A 20,690-nucleotide genomic window follows, 5' to 3' on the forward strand; every position below is an offset into this window, starting at 1 on the left:
CCCCGAACCCGCACCCCGCCCGAAAGCGACGCGGAACACGGGGCTGGACAACCGTGCTCAGCCTGAGCGCCGGGGTCCTGATCGCCGTACTGGACGCCCTGCGCCCGCTCCGGAGGGCGAACCGCAGAGCTACGATCGAGCACGGTCGCTCTCGGCAGGAGTGCGCAGCGTCATCGCAGGATCGAGGTCGGTGCCCGGGTGAAGGCGGCAGTGAAGGGCCCTGACATGTCGCGCGGTGCGCGTCTCACCGCCCATGGCGCCGTCTCCACAGCCCTGGCCCTGTGCAGTGATCGCGCACTGCGCGAACTCGTGGACACGGCCACGCCGATCGGTTCCGGCATCGGCGGGAAGTCGGCCCTGCTGGAGGTCGCCGGAACACCGGTCTTCGTGAAGCGGGTGCCCCTCACCGATCCGGAGAGGGAACCGGGGAACGTCCGGTCCACGGCGAACTTGTTCTCGTTGCCTGTCTTCTGCCAATACGGCATCGGCGGACCGGGCTTCGGGGTCTGGAGGGAACTCGCCGTGCACACCATGACGACGAACTGGGTGCTCGCGGACGAGTACGAGGGCTTCCCGCTGATGTACCACTGGCGGGTGCTGCCGGACTCCACCGCTCTGCCCGAGGAACTGGCCGACGTCGAACGGGCCGTCGCCTACTGGGGCGGCGGACCGCAGGTGCGCCGCCGGATCGAGGCTCTCCAGCACTCCTCGGCGAGCGTCGCGCTGTTCCTGGAGTACATCCCGCAGAACCTGCACCAGTGGCTGGGCGAGCGGATGGACGCCGGCGGTGAGGCCGCCGACCGGGCCTGCGCCATGGTGGAGCGGGAACTGGAAGCCGGCACCTCGTTCATGAACAGCCGCGGCCTCTTGCACTTCGACGCCCACTTCGAGAACATCCTGACCGACGGCCGGCGCCTTTTCTTCGCGGACTACGGGCTTGCGATCTCCTCGCGGTTCGAACTGTCGCGGGAGGAGGTCGGCTTCTTCGACCGGCATCAGACCTACGACCGTTGCTACTCGGTCACATATTTCGTGAACTGGCTGGTCACCGCCCTGTACGCGTACGGGAGAGACGACCGCGAGGCGCAGGTGCGCGCATTCGCCCAAGGCGAGCGGCCTACGGGAATCCCGGAGGAGGCCTCGGCCATCCTCACCCGATACGCACCGCTCACCGCGGTGATGGCGGACTTCTTCCGCAACCTCCAGCACCGGAGCAGGGAGACCCCGTACCCGCTGGAGGAAATCCGCCGGATCAGCCGTATGCACCCACCGGCATGCCCATCGGCATGACTGAGGCCCCGCTGCCGGAGCAGTGGGGCCTCAGGTTGGTGCTACATGGTGCTACATGGGAATTGTGGAGATGGCGGGAATCGAACCCGCGTCCAACGGTGCGGAACCAGGGCTTCTCCGAGCGCAGTCCGCTTCGCTTTTCTCGGCCCCGGAGATCACGCGGACAAGTCTCCGACGGGCTCAGTCACTGTTTGGTTTCCCGCTGCTCCCCGTGACCGGGCTCAGCGGTTTAGTTCCCTAGCTGATGCCAGGATCCGGGTCGGGAACAGCCCCGGGCTGACACTCCGCGGAGTCTTCGCTAGCTGCTAATTAGGCAGCAAGGGCGAAGGCGGAGGAATCGCGCTTAGAAGTGGCGATTATTGTTTGCGACATATGGTTAGCGAGATCATTGCCGCTTCCTCGGCTCGCTTCCCCTGCTTCGACATCCGCTGTCGAAACCGATCATCCCCATGTTTATTTTTCAACCGCGGCCGCGGTCACAATCACCGCGACCATGCACCAGCTTCGAGGTGCGCAACCCATCGTACGTGATCAACGGCAGACCGTGCCAGCCTATTCCGCCGAAGGGGTCCCGGCGCAGCGCGCTCAGGCCCGCTGGCGGCGCTTCGCCGCCGAGATCGCGCGGTCCGTCTCGCGGCGGTCCTGCTTCTCCCGGAGCGTCTGGCGCTTGTCGTACTCCTTCTTGCCCTTCGCCAGCGCGATCTCGACCTTCGCCCGCCCGTCCTTGAAGTACAGGGCCAGCGGCACGATCGTGTGCCCGGTCTCCTGGGACTTGGACTCCAGCTTGTCGATCTCGACCCGGTGCATCAGCAGCTTCCGCTTGCGCCGGGCGCTGTGGTTCGTCCACGTTCCCTGGCTGTACTCGGGCACATGCACGTTGTGCAGCCAGGCCTCGTGCCCGTCGATCTGGACGAAGCCGTCCACCAGCGAGGCCCGCCCCTGGCGCAGGGACTTCACCTCGGTGCCGGTCAGCACGAGACCGCACTCATAGGTGTCGAGAATGTGGTAATCGTGCCGCGCCTTCTTGTTCTGCGCGATCAGTTTGCGCCCTGTTTCCTTAGCCATAGTCCCGCTATTTTCGCACCCCGGCGCAACTTCTTTACCGAGTGCCGCCGGACCCACCGCTGGAACCGCCACCGGCGGCACCGCCGCCGAGTCCGCTCAGTACCGTCGTGGCCCGCTCCTGGGCGTCCTCGCTCACCAGCAGATCGGGAGTCACGCCCCGGCCGTCCACACCATGCCCGGCCGGAGTGCGGTAGTGGCCCACGGTCAGCTCGGCGACCGAGCCGTCGGGCAGCCGGCTGGGCATCTGCACCGAGCCCTTGCCGAAGGTGCGAGAACCGACCGTGACCGACCGGCCCCGGTCCTGAAGCGCACCGGTGACCAGTTCGGCGGCGCTCATCGTTCCGCCGTCGACCAGCACCACCACCGGACGGGCCGTGTCACCGCCGGGTGTCGCGTAGAGGGCGCGCTGCTCACCCCGTATGTCGTACGTGGCGACGAGACCGCCGTCCAGGAAGGCGGAGGCGGCCGTGACTGCCTCGGTGACCAGCCCTCCCGCGTTCCCCCTCAGGTCAAGGAGGATGCCGACGCCTTCGGGGGCGCCCAGGACAGCGTCCCGTACCCGCTGCCCCGAGCCCTTGGTGAACGCCTCGACGGTGATCCGCAGCGCATCGGCGCCGGCGCCGGACCCGTCACCGGATCCGTCAGCGGTCCCGGCGCCCGCCTCGTCACCGGACCGGCCACCATCGGTCCCACCGGCCCCGCCGGTCCCGTCCGTCGTCCCGATCCGCTCCACCGTCACCGACTCCGTGGCCAGCCGCGCCCGGCGCAGACTCCGCGTCCAGGTGCGCCCGTCCCGTTCCAGCCCCAGCACAACGGTCGTACCCTCCGCGCCGGAGTCCGGTCCCGGCCCGGATCCCGAGCCCCGCAGCAGCGCCATGACCTCCGTCACGGGCCGCCGCGCGACCGCCGCGCCGTCGATCGTCCTGATGGTGTCGCCGGGCGTGATCCCGGCCCGGGCCGCCGGGCCGCCCTGCTGGACCCGGGTCACCTCGATCAGGCCCTCGCCCGTACGCCTGGCGCCGAGCCCGACCCCGGTGTACTCACCGTCGAGAGCCTGCTCGAACTCCTCGTACTGGCTCTTGTCGTACACCGCGCCCCAGCGGTCGCCGCTGCGGCTGACGACCTCCTCGGCCGCCTCCGTCGCGGACTTCCCGTCCGCCATGGCCTCGGCGGCGGCCCGGGCGACCTCGTCGCGGTCGGCCGTCGCCGCCACGTTCCGTGCCGGAACGCGGGACGTCTTCTCCTCCGCGCGGGGCAGCGAGTCCGTGGCCGCGGCCGTGGCGAGGACACTCGCGAACAGCAATGTCAGGGCCGCCCCGCGGCGGACAGCGCAGGATCTATGGTGCGACTCGGAACCCGACATGGCGTTGAGTCTAGGACAACACGGAACGACCGAACGGCGCTTGCCCCGACGCGGCCAGGGGCACTTGTCACACCCTGAGGTACTTGCGCAGCGCGAGGAAAGCAGCAACCGCGGGCATCAGCAGACCGATCGCGATCACCAGCGGAAGCTTGGCGAGCACGGCGTCCCAGCCGATGAAGTTGACGAGCTGCATCTTGTCGGCGAGGGCGAGACCGTTGTCGATCAGGAAGTAACGGCCCACCAGCAGCATGACGCACGCGACCGCGCCGCCGATCAGCCCGGCGAACGCCGCCTCCATGATGAACGGCATCTGGATGTAGAAGCTGGACGCGCCCACCAGCCGCATGATCCCGGTCTCCCTGCGGCGGCTGAACGCCGACACCCGTACGGTGTTGACGATCAGCATCAGCGCGATGACCAGCATCAGCGCCATCACACAGAGCGCCGCCACATTCATACCGGTCATCAGGTCGAAGAGGTTCTGCAGGATGTCCCGCTGGTCCTGGACCGACTCGACCCCGTCCCGGCCCGCGAAGGCCGTCGCCACCACCTTGTACTTCTCCGGGTCCTTGAGCTTGACGCGGAATGACTCCGGCATCTGGTCCGGGGTGATGGAGCTGGCGATCGGGGAGTCGCCGTACTTCTCCTTGTAGTGCTTGTACGCCTCGTCGGCCGTCTCGTAGTGGACCTTCTCGACGATGTCCATCTTCTTCAGATCGGTCTCGATCTGCTTCTTCTGCTCACCCGTCACCGCGCCCTTGACGCACTTCGGCGCGGTCGCGGCATCGTTCTTGTTGCACAGGAAGATGGAGACATTGACCTTGTCGTACCAGTAGTCCTTCATCACGCTGACCTGGTCACGCATCAGCAGGGCGCCACCGAACAGGGCGAGCGACAGGGCTACGGAGACGATGACGGCGAAGGTCATCGTGAGATTGCGGCGGAGACCGACGCCGATCTCCGACAGGACGAACTGGGCGCGCATGGCGTCCTTTCAGCTTTCGTTTCAGCTTTCGGTGCTCAGGTGCGGCAGGCGCTCGGTGCCGGCGGGCACCCAGTGCCGGGAAGCGCTCAGTGCTGGTAGCCGTAGACGCCGCGTGCCTGGTCGCGCACCAGCCGGCCCTTTTCCAGCTCGATCACGCGCTTGCGCATCTGGTCGACGATGTTCTGGTCGTGGGTCGCCATCACGACGGTGGTACCGGTGCGGTTGATACGGTCCAGCAGCTTCATGATGCCGACGGAGGTCTGCGGGTCGAGGTTTCCGGTCGGCTCGTCCGCGATCAGCAGCAGCGGGCGGTTGACGAAGGCCCGCGCGATCGCGACGCGCTGCTGCTCACCACCGGACAGCTCGCCGGGCATCCGGTCCTCCTTGCCGCCGAGACCGACGAGGTCGAGGACCTGGGGGACGGACTTGCGGATCTCGCCGCGGGACTTGCCGATGACCTCCTGCGCGAAGGCCACGTTCTCGGCGACGGTCTTGTTCGGCAGCAGCCGGAAGTCCTGGAACACGGTGCCGAGCTGGCGGCGCATCTGCGGCACCTTCCAGTTCGACAGGCGCGCGAGGTCCTTGCCGAGGACATGCACCATGCCATGGCTGGTGCGCTCCTCGCGCAGGAGCAGTCTCAGGAAGGTCGACTTGCCGGAACCGGACGATCCGACCAGGAAGACGAACTCCCCCTTCTCGATTTCGAGGGAGACATCGCGCAGGGCCGGGCGGTTCTGCTTCGGGTAGGTCTTGGAGACATTGTCGAATCGGATCACGGGATGCACCACGCACGGTCGGCCGGGAGTTACGGAGCTACGGAATGAGCGGGGAAGCGGGGCTTCGGGGGATTCGTGAGTACGGGACTGCGAGTCGAGTACGGGACTACGGGTACGGGACCAGGTGAGCGAGACCTTACGCGAACGGCACAGGGCCGCGCAGTCCGCATCCCGGGATGAGACGGGGCCAACAGCGGCGGTACGTCCCTACTTGGGCGCTTTATCACGGATGCCGGGCAGCCGCCAGCGTTAATGGGCCCACTGGAATGCGGTCGGCCGCGCCGAAAGCTTCGGAAACTGGCACAGTGGGGTGGGGAACGGTCGGGTTTCCCTGAGCGTTGAGCGGAGTGAACACTGGCTGCGGCTCCGCCGCGCGGTGAGGAGGAATGCGCATGACCTACGACCGATTGGTGTGCGCCAACTGCGCGGGGCCCGTCAGCGAGGGCAGATGCCCCGTCTGCCGTGCCAACAGGGAGCGACTTCAGCAGCGGGGCCCCCTGGGAGGCCTGAGCCCGGTGGCTCTGCTGACGCTGCTTCTCCTGCTGGTGGCGGCGGTGGCGCTGGTCGCCGCGCATCAGCCCGCCTGACACCCGGTCCGCCCGGGGCGAGGGGTACGTACCGGCTGAGCAGTGCGTACACCGGCCCGGGGCCACACCTCACAGGGCACGCGAAGGGGCCCGGAACGCCGATGGAGGCGTTCCGGGCCCCTTGTGCCTGTTCTGGCCCTGGCCGGTCCCCCGCCGATGGGGGCCCGGCCGTCCGTACGCGCTTACGCGACCGTACGGCCACCGCCCACCAGACGCGGCAGCATCCGGAAGCCGATACCGCCCGCGATCATGGTCGCGGCGCCGATCAGCAGGAACGAGGTCTCGGCGGCGCCGGTCTCCGCCAGCTCCTCCTTGGCCGAGCCCTGCTGGACCGGCTGGGAGCCGGCGCTGTCGGTGTCGGTGTTGTCGACGCACTCGGCGCCGTCGAGGTCGACGGTGCAGGTGCCCGCGCCCTCGTCGTCACCCGAACCGCCACCGTTACCGCCGGTAGCGCCGCCCTCACCGGGCTTGGTCGGCGTACCGCTGGGCTCCTCGGTCGGGTCCCCGGTGGGCTCCTCGGTCGGCGGCTCCTCGGTGGGAGGCTCCTCCGTGGGGGGCTCCTCGGTCGGGGGCTCCTCCGTCGGCGGCTCCTCGGTGGGAGGCTCCTCGGTCGGGGGCTCCTCCGTCGGCGGCTCCTCCGTGGGAGGGTCCGGGATCTCGGTCGGCGGCACCGTCGGAGTGTCGGTCGGGTCGTCGCCGATACCGGTGAGGCCGACATCGACGGAGACACCCGCGACGTCGACTCCGATACCCGCGGCCTGAGCGGCGCCCGCGATGGTCAGCGAGGCGCCGGCGGCGATCACCGCACCGGCCGCCACGCGTGCCACGCGGATCCGCGTCTTCTTGGTCATCTGCTTGCTACCCCCAGTAGCTCATTCGTCATCGGTGCAGCGCCCGGCGCAGCGGCCACGAGGGTCCGGTCGTACTCCGCCCCCGGTCTCACGCGCCTCGGAATTACGCATGCCGCGCGTCAGCTTTCCCACTTTTCATATACGCGTCAAGGCGGTTGCGAGCGCGATGACCGTTATCGCGTCAGTTGTCCCGCCCGGGGGTGGCAACTGTGACGAAAAAGGTAACCACCGCCCCGCAGGCGGCAGTTACCTTGTCGACAAAGCGTGAGTTTACTTCTCCTGCTGCTTGCGCCAGCGAATTCCCGCTTCCAGGAAACCGTCGATCTCGCCGTCGAGCACGCTCTGCGGATTGCCCACCTCGAAGTCGGTCCGCAGATCCTTGACCATCTGGTAGGGGTGCAGAACGTACGAACGCATCTGGTTGCCCCAGGAGTTGCCTCCGTCGCCCTTGAGCGCGTCCATCTTCGCCTGCTCCTCCTGGCGGCGGCGTTCGAGCAGCTTCGCCTGGAGGACGTTCATGGCGCTCGCCTTGTTCTGGATCTGCGAGCGCTCGTTCTGGCAGGAGACGACGATGCCGGTGGGGATGTGCGTGATACGGACCGCGGAGTCCGTGGTGTTGACGCCCTGTCCGCCGGGTCCCGAGGCGCGGTAGACATCCACGCGCAGCTCGGACTCGTCGATCTCGACATGGTCGCTGGACTCGACGACCGGGAGCACCTCGACCCCGGCGAAGGAGGTCTGACGGCGACCCTGGTTGTCGAACGGCGAGATACGGACGAGCCGGTGGGTGCCCTGCTCGACGGAGAGCGTGCCGTACGCGTAGGGCGCCTTGACGACGAAGGTGGTCGACTTGATGCCGGCCTCCTCCGCGTACGACGTCTCGTAGACCTCGGTGCCGTAGCCGTGCCGCTCGGCCCAGCGCAGATACATGCGCTGGAGCTGCTCGGCGAAGTCGGCGGCGTCGACGCCACCCGCCTCGGCGCGGACGTTGACGAGGGCCTCGCGCTCGTCGTACTCGCCGGACAGGAGCGTACGGACCTCCATCTCGTCCAGCGCCTTGCGCACCGACTCCAGCTCGGACTCGGCCTCGGCCCGGGTGTCCGGGTCGTCCTCGGCCTCGGCCAGCTCGAAGAGCACTTCGAGGTCGTCGATCCGCCCGCGGAGCGCCTCCGTCTTGCGGACCTCGGCCTGGAGGTGCGAGAGCTTACTGGTGATCTTCTGCGCCGCCTCCGGGTCGTCCCAGAGGGACGGGGCCGCGGCCTGCTCTTCCAGCACGGCGATGTCGGCCCTCAGTTTGTCGAGGTCCAGGACGGCCTCGATCGACCCCATGGTCGAGGAGAGGGACTTCAGCTCTTCGGATACATCGACGACTGCCACGCCCCCAGCCTAGCCCCTCTTTATTTGGGGCTCGGTTCGCCTCCGGGCGCCTCAAGCCCCTGTCGACGGTCGACCGTGCTCGCCCCCTCGTACCTCGGGGCCTGCGCGCGCTCTCCCTTTCGACAGCGGCCGGCGCCCTTCGGCTCACTCGCCGGGCGGCCGTGCAGGGCCAGCACATCAAGGCACCCCACGCCCCCGGCCCTCGGCATGAACCTCGCTCAGAGCCCGGCCGAGCCCGCTCACCCCGACCGCCAGGGGTACAGACACGGCCCGGGCCGCTGCTGGCCCGCCCGGGGTACCGACATGTACGGGCTGCTGCCGACCGCCGGGGGTACAGACACGCCCCGGCTGCTGCCGACCGCCCGGCGAGTGAGCCGAAGGGGCGCGGTCGGTGCCGAAAGGGAGAGCGCGCGCAGGTCCGTGAGGTACGAGCGGACCGAGCACGGTCGACCGTCGGCGCCAACATGTAGCGCCCCGGAGGCGAACCGAGCCCCAAAAAAAGAGGCGCGAGCACGGTCGACCGTCGACAGGGGCTTGAGGCGCCCGGAGGCGAACCGAGCCCTCAAGAAGCCAGCGCCAGCCAGCCGCCGGCGGCTACCGCCACGACCACCAGTGCCACCACCACCCCCAGCGTGAGCCGTCGTTTCCGGACCGTCTCCGCCTTGTGGCGGGCCGAGCCCGGCCTGCGCTGGCCCGGGGAGCGGGGGGCGCGGGCCGTGCCGCGGGCGCCGCCCGCCAGTTCGTCGGGGCCCGGGACGCGCATGCTCGTATGCGTGTCCCGGTTGGAGTCCGGCGCCGCGCCGGGGACCAGCGGGACCGCGCCCCGGCGGCGCGGCTCCTCGGGCGCCACCGGCCCCCGCTCCTCGTACGCCGTCGGCTCGGCCGGTTCCGCGTCCGGCTCGTCCACGTCCAGCGGGGGGATGCCCGCCAGCGTCGGAAGCTGCTCGCGCAGCCGCGCGGCCAGCTCGGAGGCGCGGAGCCGGGACGCCGGGGCCTTCGCCAGGCACTGGACGAGGAGCTGCCACAGCTCCTCGGGGATACCGGGCAGCGGGACGACGGTCTCGGTGACATGCCGGCGCAGTACGGCCCCGGGGTGTCCGCCGCCGAACGGGGTGAAGCCGGCGAGCAGCTCGTACAGCACCGTGGCCAGCGCGTAGATGTCGACGGCCGCGCGCGGCGGCAGGCCCTCGACGATCTCGGGCGCCAGATAGTCGGGGGTGCCGATGATCCTGGTCGCCTTGGTGCGCCGCGGGGTGTCGATCAGTTTGGCGACCCCGAAGTCGGTGAGCAGCGCCGGGTGCGCGCCGCCCGGGCCGAGCGGGCCCTCCATGTCGAGCAGGATGTTCTCCGGCTTGACGTCGCGGTGGACGACCCCGGCGGCGTGCGCGGCGGCGAGGCCGTCGGCGACATCGGCGATGATCGCGACCGCGGCCTCGGGGGCGAGCCTGCGCTCGCGCTCCAGCCGGGTGCGCAGATCCGTACCGCGGACGAGTTGCATGACGAGCGCCAGGTCATTGCCGTCCACGACGAGATCGCGGACTCCGACCACCCGGGGGTGGTCGAGACCGAGCAGGGCGGTGCGCTCCTGCACGAAGCGCCCGACCAGCTCCTGGTCGGAGGCGAGGTCCTCGCGCAACAGCTTGATGGCGACGGGCCCCTCGGGCCCCTCGCCGAGCCACACCGTGCCGGCGCTGCCCCGCCCCAGAATCTGATGGGCGGTGTACCGGCTGCCGATATTCCGTGCCAAGACTGCTCCCTCAGCGGCTGGCGTTGCCCATCAAAGTACGCGGGTATCGGGGTGTTCCGTACGGGTTCCGGGGGTTGTCACCCCTGGGGTCACTGTCCGGCCCGGAATCACTGTCCGGGGACGGAACCCGTACCCGATCCGGAACCGGTGCCCGGGTCGGAACCGCCCAGCTCCGAGATCCAGTTGGTCACCGACGTGAACGCGTCGCTTATGGCCGACCAGTAGCTCTTGCCCTCGGCGATCCAGTCCTGAAGCGGGGTCAGTTCCCAGACCAGCCAGCCCGCGACGAAGAGCAGGACGAGCGTGAACAGACAGCCCTTCAGACAGCCCAGGCCCGGGATCCGCATCGGGTTCGCACCGCGCTGGCGCGGCTGGCGCGGGGCGGGCTGCTGGGGCGGCGGCTGCGGAGGCGCGTACTGCTGTTGCTGCGGGGGTGGCGCGTACCGCTGCTGCTGGGGAGGCTGCGGGGCGTACGGCTGCGGCTGCCGCTGAGGGCGCTGCTGGCGCGCGGGCGGCGGGGGCTGCTGCTGCCGGGGCGCCTGCGGACGCTGCGGACGGCGGCGCAGCGGGTCCTGGTCCGGGTCCAGATACTGGACCTGCGTCTGTTCGTTGCGGTCGCGCGCGGCCCTGAGCTGGGTCTGCCAGGGGTGCGGGCTCTCCGGCTCGGGGGTCCCGTCGGGTCGCGGCGGTACGGGCGGCATCACCGCGGTCGGGTCGGCGGCGCCCGGGGCCCCGCCGAAGCCGGCGCCCGCGCCGGAGGAGGGCAGGACGCTGGTGGCCGCGTTCGGATCGTACGAGCCGGCGTTGCCCGGCAGGACCTGCGTGGGGTCGGCGGCGCCGGGCAGGTCGGGCACCGGCGCGGGCGCCGGGTCGGGCGCGAGCAGCGCGCCGACGCCCAGCGCGGCGTCGACCTGGGCGGGGGTGGAGTGCACCCCGACCCCGGCGGCGACGGTCCGCAGTGCACGGGCGAGGTTCTCGGCGCTGGGCCGCTGGGCGGGGTCCTTGCGCAGACAGCGCTCTATGACCGTCCACAGCGGCTCGGGCACGGTGGTGGGGCGGCGGGGCTCCTCGCTGAGATGGCGGTGGAGGACCTCCAGCGCGGTCGCGCCGGCGAACGGCGGACGGCCGGTGACCAGTTCGTACAGCAGGATGCCCGCACCGTAGATGTCGACGGCGGAGGTCTGCGGGCGGCCCTCGGCGGACTCCGGCGCGACATAGGCCGGGGTGCCGACGAACTCGTGCGTACGGGTCAGGCCCGGGGAGTCCGCGAGGCGCGCGATGCCGAAGTCGGTGAGCATCGGGTGCATCCGCCCGTTGTCGTCCTTGAGGAGGACGTTGGCGGGCTTGAGGTCCCGGTGCACGACGCCGTCGGCGTGGCTGGCGGCGAGCGCGTCCGCGATCTGGGCGGTCAGCAGGGCCGCCGCGACCGGGGAGAGCGGGCCGTTCTCCCGCAGATAGCGGTGCAGATCGGGGCCGTCGACCAGGTCCATGACCAGCGCGAGGAGATCGCCCTCGACGACCAGATCGCGGGTGCGGACGATATTGGGGTGCGTGAGGCGGAGCAGCACGGAGCGCTCGCGCAGGAAGCGCATCACGACATCCGCGTCGTTCGCCAGCTCCTCCTTGAGGACCTTGATCGCGACGGTCTCACCCGGCTGGCCGGCCACGGCCGCCTCGGCGCCCGCGGTCTCGCGCTGACGGGCGCGCCAGACGGTGCCCGTGGCGCCGCGGCCGAGCGGCTCCTCGAGCAGGTACTTGCTGCCTACCGGCCGCACGTCATGCGCTCCCTGCTGGTTGGAATCGGGTCACTGCCCCGGGCGCCCCGGGCCTGCGACCCACTTTAGACCGCCCGAACGGGTCACCGAGCGGATCGGCGGGCGGATCACCGGTCGGTCATCTTCCGCTCCCACTCCGGTCGTGTTCGGAGACAAGACGCTCACATAGCGCGGACGGTTGCCGAACAGCAGGTCGGAATGGTTCGCAGATGATCACAAGCTGCCCCGAAGCGACATTCAAGCAGGTACTTTTGCGCCAACAGCCGACTATTCAAGATCACTTGGCGTCGGCCGCCGGGCGTGTTGTCAGTGGCAGGTGCGAGGATGCCCCCAGCACGCGAAGGTGTGGCGGGGGGCCGCGCCGTCCGTGCCGACCTGTACCGGGCGACGCGTCGGTGCGTGGTGGGGGGGAAGAGACTCAGGGCAGTTCCCCTGCCGGGCACGCCGCGCAGAAGGGACCGCTGACGGCGATGCAGATCCGGCTGACCGTCCTCGCTCCGCACGGCGGGCATGCCGCCGCGCGCGCGTGCGATGTGCTCGTCACCGCCCCGGCCGGGACGGCGCTGGCCGCCGTCGCCTCCGGCCTCGCCACCGCCGTCTCCGGCCCGGACGCCTCGGGCGCGGTCGTCCTGTACGCGGGCAGGGAGCGGCTCGACGCCCAGCGCCGCACGCTCGGCGAGCCGCCGCTGATCGACGGAGCGGTGCTCTCGCTCCAGGTCCCGGGGGAGGACGACACACCAGCGGACGACGCGCCCGCGCAGCTCCATGTGGTGGCGGGGCCGGACGCGGGCGGGGTGCATCTGCTGCACGGCGGGCGGATCAGGATCGGCCGCTCCGCCGACGCGGACGTTCCGCTGGACGACCCGGACGTGTCACGGATCCACTGCGCGGTGACGGTCGGGGACGACGGCCGGGTGTCGGTGGCGGACCTGGGCTCCACGAACGGTACGACGCTGGAGGGCGCGGCCGTCGGCGAGCGCCCGGTCCCGCTGCCGCCGGGCGCGCTGCTGCGGCTCGGCGAGTCGGCGCTGCGGCTCACCTCGGGCGAGCGCCCGCCCGCACTGCCCACGGCGCCGGACGGCGAGGGCCACCTGCGGATCGTCCGGACGGACGGGCCCGCGGGGTCCCCGGGCTCGGGTTCTCCGGGTGCGGGCGGTCCGGCCCCCGCGCCGGGGAGCGGGCCGACGACGGGTGCGTACGGCACGGGCGGTTTCGGTACGGACGGCTCGGAGTACGGCCCGGAGGGTGCCTCGCCGGGCCCGCAGTACGGCAGCGGCCTGCGCGAGGCCGCGCCGGACGGGCCGGTCCACGGCGACCAGGCGCGTGACGGCCGGGGGCGTGACGGCCAGGGGCGTGGCGAAAGTCATACGGCGCGCGGTTACGGCGGCTCGGTCCCGGCGGGCGCGTCGAGCCGGGTCCTGGGCCCCCAGTACGGCAACCCGCCGGGCGCCCCCCGGGTCCCCGACCCGCGCAGCGCCGACACCCACTACGGCTTCCACGGCCGCATGGACCCCCCGCCGTCGGACAACTCCCACACCAGGGCCACCACCCCGGACCCGTCGGAGGTCACACCGTCCCGGCACCCGGGGGCGGCTCCGGGGGACGGCACCCCGTACGAGCACACGGGCACGGGACCGGGCGACGGCGCCGTGTGGCAGGGCGGCGGAGGCCCGGCCGACAGCACCCCGTACGGACAGTCCGGCGCGGGACACCCAGGTCAGGCACCGTCGGGCGCGGCAGCGGCCGACGGACCGCCGTACGGGAACAGGGGCACGGGCCAGGCGAACGGCTCCGCCTGGCCGACGGGCACTGGACCCGACGACGGCACCGCCTGGCGCACCGGCCCGGGGCCCGCCGGCTCGGGGCCCAACGACAACACCTCGTACGGGCACGGCCTCGGTGGGCCCGGTTCCGGTGTCCCGGCGCAGGGCGGCGCGGGCGGCGATGACCACGCCCGCCATGCGGGCACCCCGTACGGCACCGGGGCCGGGGCCGGCTCCGGGGACGACGGGCCGCAGGGGCACAGCCGTACGGGCGGCGCCCGGCGGCAGGGGACGCCCCCCCGGGGAACGGAGGCGCCCGAGGCCGCGGCCCGGCGGCGGGGCGGGATAGGCGCCTGGGCGCGACGGCTCGCCGGCGGGCGGGACGAGGAGCCCGCAGGAGCCGGGGCGGACGGACCCGGGAGCGCGGCCGGAGCCGCGGGGCAGGGCCGGCCCGAGACCTGCCCGGACCCGGCCGCCGTGCTGCTGACCGCGCTCGGTCCAGGACCCCGGCTCTGGGAGCGGGACAGCCGCCACCCGGACGCCCTCGTCGTCCGGCTGGGCACCGCGGACCGCCCGGCCGCCGCCGCGCCGGTGACGGTCTGTCTGCGCGAGGCCGGTTCGCTCGCCCTGGCGGGCCCCCGGGAGCGGATCAGCGGCATGGCGCGCTGGGCCGTGGCGCAGCTCGCCGCGCTGCACTCCCCCGCCGATCTGGAGATCGTCCTGATCAGTACGGACCGGACGCGCACCCTGGACGAGCGCCGGGCCGACTGGGGCTGGCTCGGCTGGCTCCCCCATGTCCGGCCCGCGCACGGCCAGGACTGCCGGCTGCTGCTCGCCTTCGACCGTGACCAGGCGGCGGCCAGGACGGCCGAGCTGGCCCGCCGGCTCGACGACGGCCCGCTGGGCACCGGCTGGGCCTCGGCCGACCCCTGGACGATCACGGAGGCCGCGGCCCGTCACGACGGCCCGTACACCCTGGTGATCGTCGACGGCGATCCCGGTTCCGCCGCGCTGCGCGAGTCGACGGCGCAGCTCGCGGGGGCGGGGGCCGCCGCCGGGATCCATCTGCTCTGTCTCGCCGAGACCCCGGCCGCCCCGCCGCACTCGCCGATCGCCGCGGCGTACGAGACGGCGTGCGCCGCGTCGCTCCCGTTCCGTGAGTGCGGCGCGGTCGCGCTGCTGAGCGGTGATGTGGCCACCACGCTGCGGCTGCTCCGTACGTCCGTGGGGCAGCCGACGGGGCATGGCACGGTCGCGGTGGTGGACGCGGTGTCGGCGGCCTGGGCCGAACGGTTCGGGCGGGCGCTGGCACCGCTGCGCGCGGCGGCGGGCAGCGGCAGGAGCCGTCCCGCGGCCGTGCTGCCCCGGTCGGCCAGGCTGCTGGACGAGCTGGGGCTGGCGCGGGCCACCCCGGCGTCGCTGATGGCGCGTTGGGCGTCGGCGGCGGACCGTACGGGCGACTGTACGGCCGTCCTCGGCGCCGGGCCGCGCGGCCCGCTCAGCGTCGATCTGACCGAGGAAGGCCCGCATCTGCTGATCGAGGGCCCGCCGGGCAGCGGCCGTACGGAACTGCTGCGGTCCGTCGCCGCCTCGCTGGCCGCTGCCGGTCCGCCCGATCGGCTGGGGCTGCTGCTGGTCGACGGCGCGGGGGGCGAGCGCGGCGAGGGCCTCTCGGCCTGTACGGAACTGCCGCATGTGACCGAGCACTTGATCGCCTCCGACCCGGTCAGAATGCGCGAGTTCGCCCAGGCCCTGGGCGCCGAGCTGAAGCGCCGCGCCGAGCTGCTGGGCCGGTCGGACTTCGCGGAGTGGCACCAGGAATGGGGGGCGGCCCAGAACGTACGCGCCGCTCAGGACGTACGCGAGGCCCAGGACCGGCCGGCCGGCCAACGCGGTGCCGGTACGGACCGCCCGACCGGCCGGCGCGATCCGAACGCCGACGCGCCGGTCGGCCAACACGCCCCGGGTGCCGATGGCCCGGCCGACCAACGCGGCCCGGCCACCGACCGGTTCGCGGACCAGCGCACTCCGGGCGGCGACGGCCTGACCGGCCGGCGCACGCCCGGCGCCGACCGGTTCCCGGACCGGTTCCCCGACCGTTTTCCCGGCCAACGCGGCGTCGGCACCGACCGGTTGACCGATCAGCGCGCCCAGAGCCCGGACCCGTTGACCAGTCGGCGTACCGCCGGCGTCGACGCCCCCGTCGGCTCGTACGCCCCGGACCCCGACCGGCCGTCCGGCCGCCACGCCCAGGGCGGCCCCGAGCAGCGCTCCCCGCGCCGCGCCGAGTCCCGCGTCGAGCTGCCCGAGCAGCAGCAGGACGGGCCGCACGCCGACCCCGAAGCCGCTGCCCGGGGCGCGGTCCGGCTCCGTACCGCCGCCGGAAGCCCCGTCGGCGGCCACGGCCGGCGCCCCGCGCCGCTTCCCCGACTCGTCGTGCTCGTGGACGACTTCGACGCACTGGTCGCGCCCGCGCTCGGCAGCCCGGGCCGCCCGGCGGCCGGTTCGGTCGTACGGGCCCTGGAGGCCGTGGCCAGGGACGGCGAGCGCCTCGGCGTACACCTTGTGGCGGCCTCGGCGCGCCCCGACCGTACCGTCGACACCGAACTGGCGCAGGGCGCCCGGCTGCGGGTCGTGCTGGACGCCCCGCCCGTCGCGCCCTCCCCCGACGACCCGGCGCCGGGCCGCGGCCGGCTGGGGCATCCGGACGGCCGGGTCACCCCGTTCCAGGGCGGCCGGGTCACCGGCCGTATCCCCCGTACGGCCACGCAACGGCCCACCGTCGTGGTGCTGGAGTGGGAGCGGATGGGCGATCCGCCCGCCCGCCGGCCGGTCAGGGAGCTGGGCAACGGACCGACGGATCTCGCCCTGCTCGCCAGCGCGCTGGACCGCGCCGCGCGTTCGGTGGACGCCGTCCCGGTCGCCCCGCTGACCCCCGCTCACCCATGAGCATCTCCAGGCCCTCCGACCGGACAGAACCTGACCATCCCCCGTCCGCCCCGCAAATCCTGAGCGCTCATCCCGGAAACCCTGAAGATCCCTTTACGTCCGCAGCGGCACGTCACGAGCCCATCACGATCAAGGAGTTGACGCCGGTAACAGTATTGCGACAGCAGGTCACCCGGCGTAGGACTGTCCGCACGGGACGAGAGCAGCGCCGCCACGTCACGGCCGCGAAGCCGTTCCACACGCGTAGAACCGTACGCACTCGGACAGAGACGGGGCAGTGATGGGTACAACTCGTAGGGCACGCAAGGCACTTGGCACCGGCAAGGGGCGACTCGGCACTCGCAGGGCCGCCGTGGCGGCCGTCGCCGCCGGCGCCCTGGCGCTCACAGGCTGCAGCAGCGACTCGGGCGACGACAAGAGCTCGGGCTCGGACAGCGGCGCGAGCAAGGAGCCGGCGGCCACTGTCCAACTGCCCCAGCTCAAGGGCGAGACCATCCAGGTCGCCGCGGTCTGGACCGGCCCCGAGCAGGAGAACTTCACCAAGGTCCTCACGGAGTTCGAGAAGCGCACCGGCGCGAAGGTCACCTTCGTCCCCGCGCAGGACCCGATCGTCAACTTCCTCGGTACGAAGATCGCCGGCGGCAGCCCGCCGGATGTGGCGATGCTGCCGCAGGTCGGCGCGATCCAGCAGGCCGTCCAGAAGCAGTGGGCCAAGCCGGCCGGCGCCGAGGCGAAAGCCCAGCTCGCCAAGAACTACGGCAAGGTGTGGCAGGACCTCGGCTCGGTGGACGGCGAGCAGTACGGCGTGTACTTCAAGGCCGCCAACAAGTCGCTGGTCTGGTACAACAACGCCGCGTTCGAGAACGCGGGCGCCTCGGTCCCCGCGACCTGGCCCGACTTCCTGACCACGGCCGAGACCATCTCGGCGTCGGGCGTCACCCCGGTCTCGGTCGGCGGCGCGGACGGCTGGACCCTCACCGACTGGTTCGAGAACATCTATCTCTCCCAGGCGGGCCCGGAGAAGTACGACCAGCTCGCCAAGCACGAGATCAAGTGGACCGACGGCTCCGTGCGGGACGCCCTCACCACCCTCGGCCAGCTCTTCGGCAAGCCGAACCTGATCGCGGGCGGCGCGGACGGCGCGCTCCAGACCGAGTTCCCCGCCTCCGTCACCCAGACCTTCACCGGCGGCGACCAGCCCAAGGCCGCGATGGTCTTCGAGGGTGACTTCGTCGGCGTCAACATCGCCGAGACCGAGGCCAAGATCGGTACGGACGCCAAGGTCTTCCCGTTCCCGGCGGTGGGCCCCGAGGCCCCCGTGGTGACCGGCGGCGACGCGGCCGTGGCGCTCAAGGACAGCAAGGGCGCGCAGGCGCTGCTGACGTTCCTGGCCTCGACGGACGCCGCGCGGATCTGGGCGGAGGCGGGCGGCTTCATCTCGCCGAACAAGTCCCTGGACGCCGCCTCGTACCCGAACGAGGTGCAGCGCGGGATCGCCGAGGCCCTGATCGCCGCGGGCGACAATGTCCGCTTCGACATGTCGGACCAGATGCCGCAGTCGTTCGGTGGTACGCCCGGCAAGGGCGAGTGGAAGGCGCTCCAGGACTTCCTCAAGAACCCGAAGGACGTCGCGGGCGCCCAGCAGAAGCTGGAGTCGGACGCGGCCAAGGCGTACCAGAGCTGACGCGGTGACAACGGCGGCGACGGGGGGCACCGTGCCGGTGCCCCCCGGTCCAGGCAAACGCAAGAGCGTGACAGGCACACGTAAACTCGTCGCGGCCGGCTTTCTGCTGCCCGCGCTGGTACTGCTCGGCGCGCTCGTGGTCTACCCCATCGGGTTCTCGGTCTACCGGTCGTTCTTCGACAAGTCCGGCGACAGCTTCGCCGGCCTCGACAACTATGTGGAGATCTTCACCGACGACACCATCCTGACCGCGGTCCAGAACAACGCGATCTGGGTGGTGGTGGCGCCCACCGTCGCCACCGCGCTCGGGCTGATCTTCGCCGTACTCACCGAACGGGTGCGCTGGGGCACGGCGTTCAAGCTGATCGTCTTCATGCCGATGGCGATCTCGATGCTCGCCGCGGGCATCATCTTCCGGCTGGTGTACGAGCAGGACCCCGACCGCGGCGTCGCCAACGCGGTCTGGGTGGGCGTGCACGACACCTTCAACGAGTCGGCGGGCTTCCCCAACGCGCATCCGCTGCCGGTCCATCCGCTGAAGCCGGCGGGCGGCGGCGCGTTCATCACCAAGGAGCCCGTGAGCGCGGGCAGCGTGGTCCAGCTCCCGCTGGTCGGCGTGCCGCCCGCGAAGATGCCCTCCGACGCGGTGCCCGCCAAGGCGCCCGCGGCGGAGGACGGCCACATCACCGGCACCGCCTGGCTGGACTTCACCAAGGGCGGCGGCGGCAAGCCCAATGTCATCGACACCCAGGAGCTGGGCCTCCCGGGCATCACGGTGGAAGCGGTCAAGGACGGCAAGGTCGTGGCCTCGGCGAAAGCCGGCGCCGACGGTACGTTCAGCCTCCCCGCGGCCGCGGACGGAGCGCAGCTCAGACTCCCCGAGGCCAACTTCAGGGAGCCGTACAACGGCGTGGACTGGCTCGGCCCCTCCCTGGTCACCCCGGCGATCATCGGCAGCTATCTGTGGATGTGGGCCGGGTTCGCGATGGTGCTGATCGCGGCGGGGCTGGCGAGCGTGCCCCGCGAACTCATGGAAGCCGCGCGGGTGGACGGCGCGAACGAGTGGCAGGTCTTCCGGCGGATCACCGTGCCGCTGCTGGCTCCGGTCCTGGCGGTCGTGATGGTCACGCTGATGATCAACGTGCTGAAGATCTTCGACCTGGTCTTCATCATCGCGCCGGGCTCGTCCCAGGACGACGCGAACGTGCTGGCGCTCCAGCTCTACCGCTCGTCGTTCGGCACGGACGCGGATCTCGGCGTGGGCAGCGCCATCGCCGTACTGCTGCTCCTGCTGGTGATCCCGGTGATGCTCTTCAACGTCAGGCGCATGCGAAAGGAGACCCGCCGGTGAACGCCGCCCGTCTCCACACCCCCGCGCACTGCCGGGGGTCCGGGGGTCGCCCCCCGGGACAGCACAGCAACGTCAGGCGCATGCGAAGGGAGACCCGCCGGTGAACGCCAACACTCAGACCGTCCCGGTGGCCGCGAACGGCCGGAGCGATCAGCCGGTCAAGGCGCGGCAGTCCCTCGCCGGCCGGATCGCCGCCCGCGCGGGCGGCGGGGCCATGCGGGTCTTCCTGGTCCTCGTCGGCCTGTTCTGGCTGATGCCGACCGTCGGACTGCTGCTCTCCTCGCTGCGCGACTCCTCGGACATCGCGGCGAGCGGCTGGTGGCAGGTCTTCACGGCCCCGGCCCAGCTCACCACCGAGAACTACGCGCAGCTCCTCGACAACGACACCATCACCAACTCCCTGCTCTCCACGATCCTGATCACCGTCCCCTCGACGGTCCTGGTCGTGGTGATCGGCTCGCTCGCCGGATACGCCTTCGCGTGGATGGAGTTCCCCGGCCGCGACTGGTGGTTCCTGGTGGTCGTGGGGCTGCTGGTGGTGCCGGTGCAGGTCGCGCTCGTACCGGTCTCGAAGCTGTTCGGCGCCATCGGCATCTTCGAGACGACCTTCGGCGTGATCATCTTCCATGTCTCCTTCGGCCTCCCCTTCGCGATCTTCCTGCTGCGGAACTTCTTCGCGGAGATCCCGAAGGAGCTGCTGGAGGCCGCCCGGCTCGACGGGGCGGGCGAGATACGGCTGTTCGCGCGGGTCGTGATGCCGCTGGGCGGTCCTGCGATCGCCTCGCTCGGCATCTTCCAGTTCCTCTGGGTCTGGAACGACATGCTGGTCGCGCTGATCTTCGCGGACTCGGAGAGCCCGCCGATCACGGTCGCGCTCCAGCAGCAGGTACGGCAGTTCGGCAACAACATCGATGTTCTGGCGCCCGGCGCCTTTGTCTCGATGGTGATTCCGCTGGTCGTGTTCTTCGCGTTCCAGCGGCAGTTCGTGACGGGCGTGATGGCGGGAGCCGTCAAGTAGCCGTGAGCTGAGCAGCGGGAGAGGGCCGGTCGCGGGACGACCGGCCCTCTTCCATGTTCCGCATCGGGGGTGTTCCGCGTCAGGGGGCCGAGGGGCTACGCCAGGGGAC

Annotated in this window: 14 protein-coding genes and 1 other RNA gene; 6 read left to right on the plus strand and 9 right to left on the minus strand. The window is 71.6% G+C overall.

Features of this window, described 5'->3' with window-relative positions; translation table 11 throughout:
* Positions 1-225: 225 nt before the first annotated feature.
* Positions 226-1,290 (plus strand): protein kinase family protein, encoded by a 1,065-nt coding sequence (locus tag WH07_RS23840; protein ID WP_046503706.1) that lies wholly within the window; start codon positions 226-228, stop codon positions 1,288-1,290.
* Between the two features lie 62 nt (positions 1,291-1,352).
* Here the strand turns inward: WH07_RS23840 and ssrA are convergent.
* The 5 genes from ssrA to ftsE all read right to left on the minus strand — a co-directional run bounded on the left by ssrA (position 1,353) and on the right by ftsE (position 5,479).
* Positions 1,353-1,739: a transfer-messenger RNA gene (gene ssrA, locus WH07_RS36710) on the minus strand.
* 136 nt (positions 1,740-1,875) lie between these two features.
* The gene (gene smpB / locus WH07_RS23845) at positions 1,876-2,355 is read right to left on the minus strand and encodes an SsrA-binding protein SmpB (protein WP_046503709.1); all 480 of its coding nucleotides are present in this window, start codon (positions 2,353-2,355) and stop codon (positions 1,876-1,878) included.
* 34 nt (positions 2,356-2,389) lie between these two features.
* Entirely contained in the window at positions 2,390-3,718 is a 1,329-nt protein-coding gene (locus tag WH07_RS23850) for a S41 family peptidase (RefSeq protein WP_046503711.1), read from the minus strand.
* A gap of 67 nt (positions 3,719-3,785) precedes the next feature.
* The gene (gene ftsX / locus WH07_RS23855) at positions 3,786-4,703 is read right to left on the minus strand and encodes a permease-like cell division protein FtsX (protein WP_046503714.1); all 918 of its coding nucleotides are present in this window, start codon (positions 4,701-4,703) and stop codon (positions 3,786-3,788) included.
* Positions 4,704-4,789: 86 nt separating this feature from the next.
* Positions 4,790-5,479 carry a cell division ATP-binding protein FtsE gene (gene ftsE / locus WH07_RS23860; RefSeq protein WP_046503740.1) on the minus strand — a complete coding sequence of 230 codons (690 nt, stop codon included), beginning with the start codon at positions 5,477-5,479 and terminating at the stop codon, positions 4,790-4,792.
* A 392-nt stretch (positions 5,480-5,871) separates the two neighbouring features.
* On the opposite strand from ftsE, the gene WH07_RS23865 reads away from it, so the two are divergent.
* Positions 5,872-6,066, plus strand: coding sequence for a hypothetical protein (locus WH07_RS23865; protein WP_046503743.1), 195 nt, complete (start codon positions 5,872-5,874; stop codon positions 6,064-6,066).
* A 182-nt stretch (positions 6,067-6,248) separates the two neighbouring features.
* Here WH07_RS23865 and WH07_RS23870 read toward each other — a convergent pair whose 3' ends face one another.
* The 4 genes from WH07_RS23870 to WH07_RS23885 form a co-directional block, all read right to left on the minus strand.
* Positions 6,249-6,917 carry an LPXTG cell wall anchor domain-containing protein gene (locus WH07_RS23870; protein ID WP_046503718.1) on the minus strand — a complete coding sequence of 223 codons (669 nt, stop codon included), beginning with the start codon at positions 6,915-6,917 and terminating at the stop codon, positions 6,249-6,251.
* Positions 6,918-7,187: 270 nt separating this feature from the next.
* Positions 7,188-8,294: a peptide chain release factor 2 gene (prfB, locus tag WH07_RS23875; protein WP_046503720.1), complete on the minus strand. Its 1,107-nt coding sequence runs from the start codon at positions 8,292-8,294 to the stop codon at positions 7,188-7,190.
* A gap of 562 nt (positions 8,295-8,856) precedes the next feature.
* The gene (locus tag WH07_RS23880; protein ID WP_046503723.1) at positions 8,857-10,041 is read right to left on the minus strand and encodes a serine/threonine-protein kinase; all 1,185 of its coding nucleotides are present in this window, start codon (positions 10,039-10,041) and stop codon (positions 8,857-8,859) included.
* A 107-nt stretch (positions 10,042-10,148) separates the two neighbouring features.
* Complete coding sequence (locus WH07_RS23885; RefSeq protein WP_046503726.1) at positions 10,149-11,816, minus strand: serine/threonine-protein kinase; 1,668 nt, start codon at positions 11,814-11,816, stop codon at positions 10,149-10,151.
* A 470-nt stretch (positions 11,817-12,286) separates the two neighbouring features.
* On the opposite strand from WH07_RS23885, the gene WH07_RS23890 reads away from it, so the two are divergent.
* The 4 genes from WH07_RS23890 (at position 12,287) to WH07_RS23905 (ending at position 20,581) form a co-directional block, all read left to right on the plus strand.
* Positions 12,287-16,528, plus strand: coding sequence for an FHA domain-containing protein (locus tag WH07_RS23890; RefSeq protein WP_046503729.1), 4,242 nt, complete (start codon positions 12,287-12,289; stop codon positions 16,526-16,528).
* A 280-nt stretch (positions 16,529-16,808) separates the two neighbouring features.
* A complete protein-coding gene (locus tag WH07_RS23895; protein WP_079023504.1) occupies positions 16,809-18,212 on the plus strand; it encodes an ABC transporter substrate-binding protein in 1,404 nt (467 codons plus the stop codon).
* A 4-nt stretch (positions 18,213-18,216) separates the two neighbouring features.
* Positions 18,217-19,563 (plus strand): carbohydrate ABC transporter permease, encoded by a 1,347-nt coding sequence (locus tag WH07_RS23900; RefSeq protein ID WP_046503735.1) that lies wholly within the window; start codon positions 18,217-18,219, stop codon positions 19,561-19,563.
* Positions 19,564-19,777: 214 nt separating this feature from the next.
* Positions 19,778-20,581, plus strand: coding sequence for a carbohydrate ABC transporter permease (locus tag WH07_RS23905; protein WP_106409666.1), 804 nt, complete (start codon positions 19,778-19,780; stop codon positions 20,579-20,581).
* Positions 20,582-20,690: the final 109 nt, after the last annotated feature.

It is taken from the genome of Streptomyces odonnellii, from assembly GCF_000981895.1.
Classification (GTDB): domain Bacteria; phylum Actinomycetota; class Actinomycetes; order Streptomycetales; family Streptomycetaceae; genus Streptomyces; species Streptomyces odonnellii.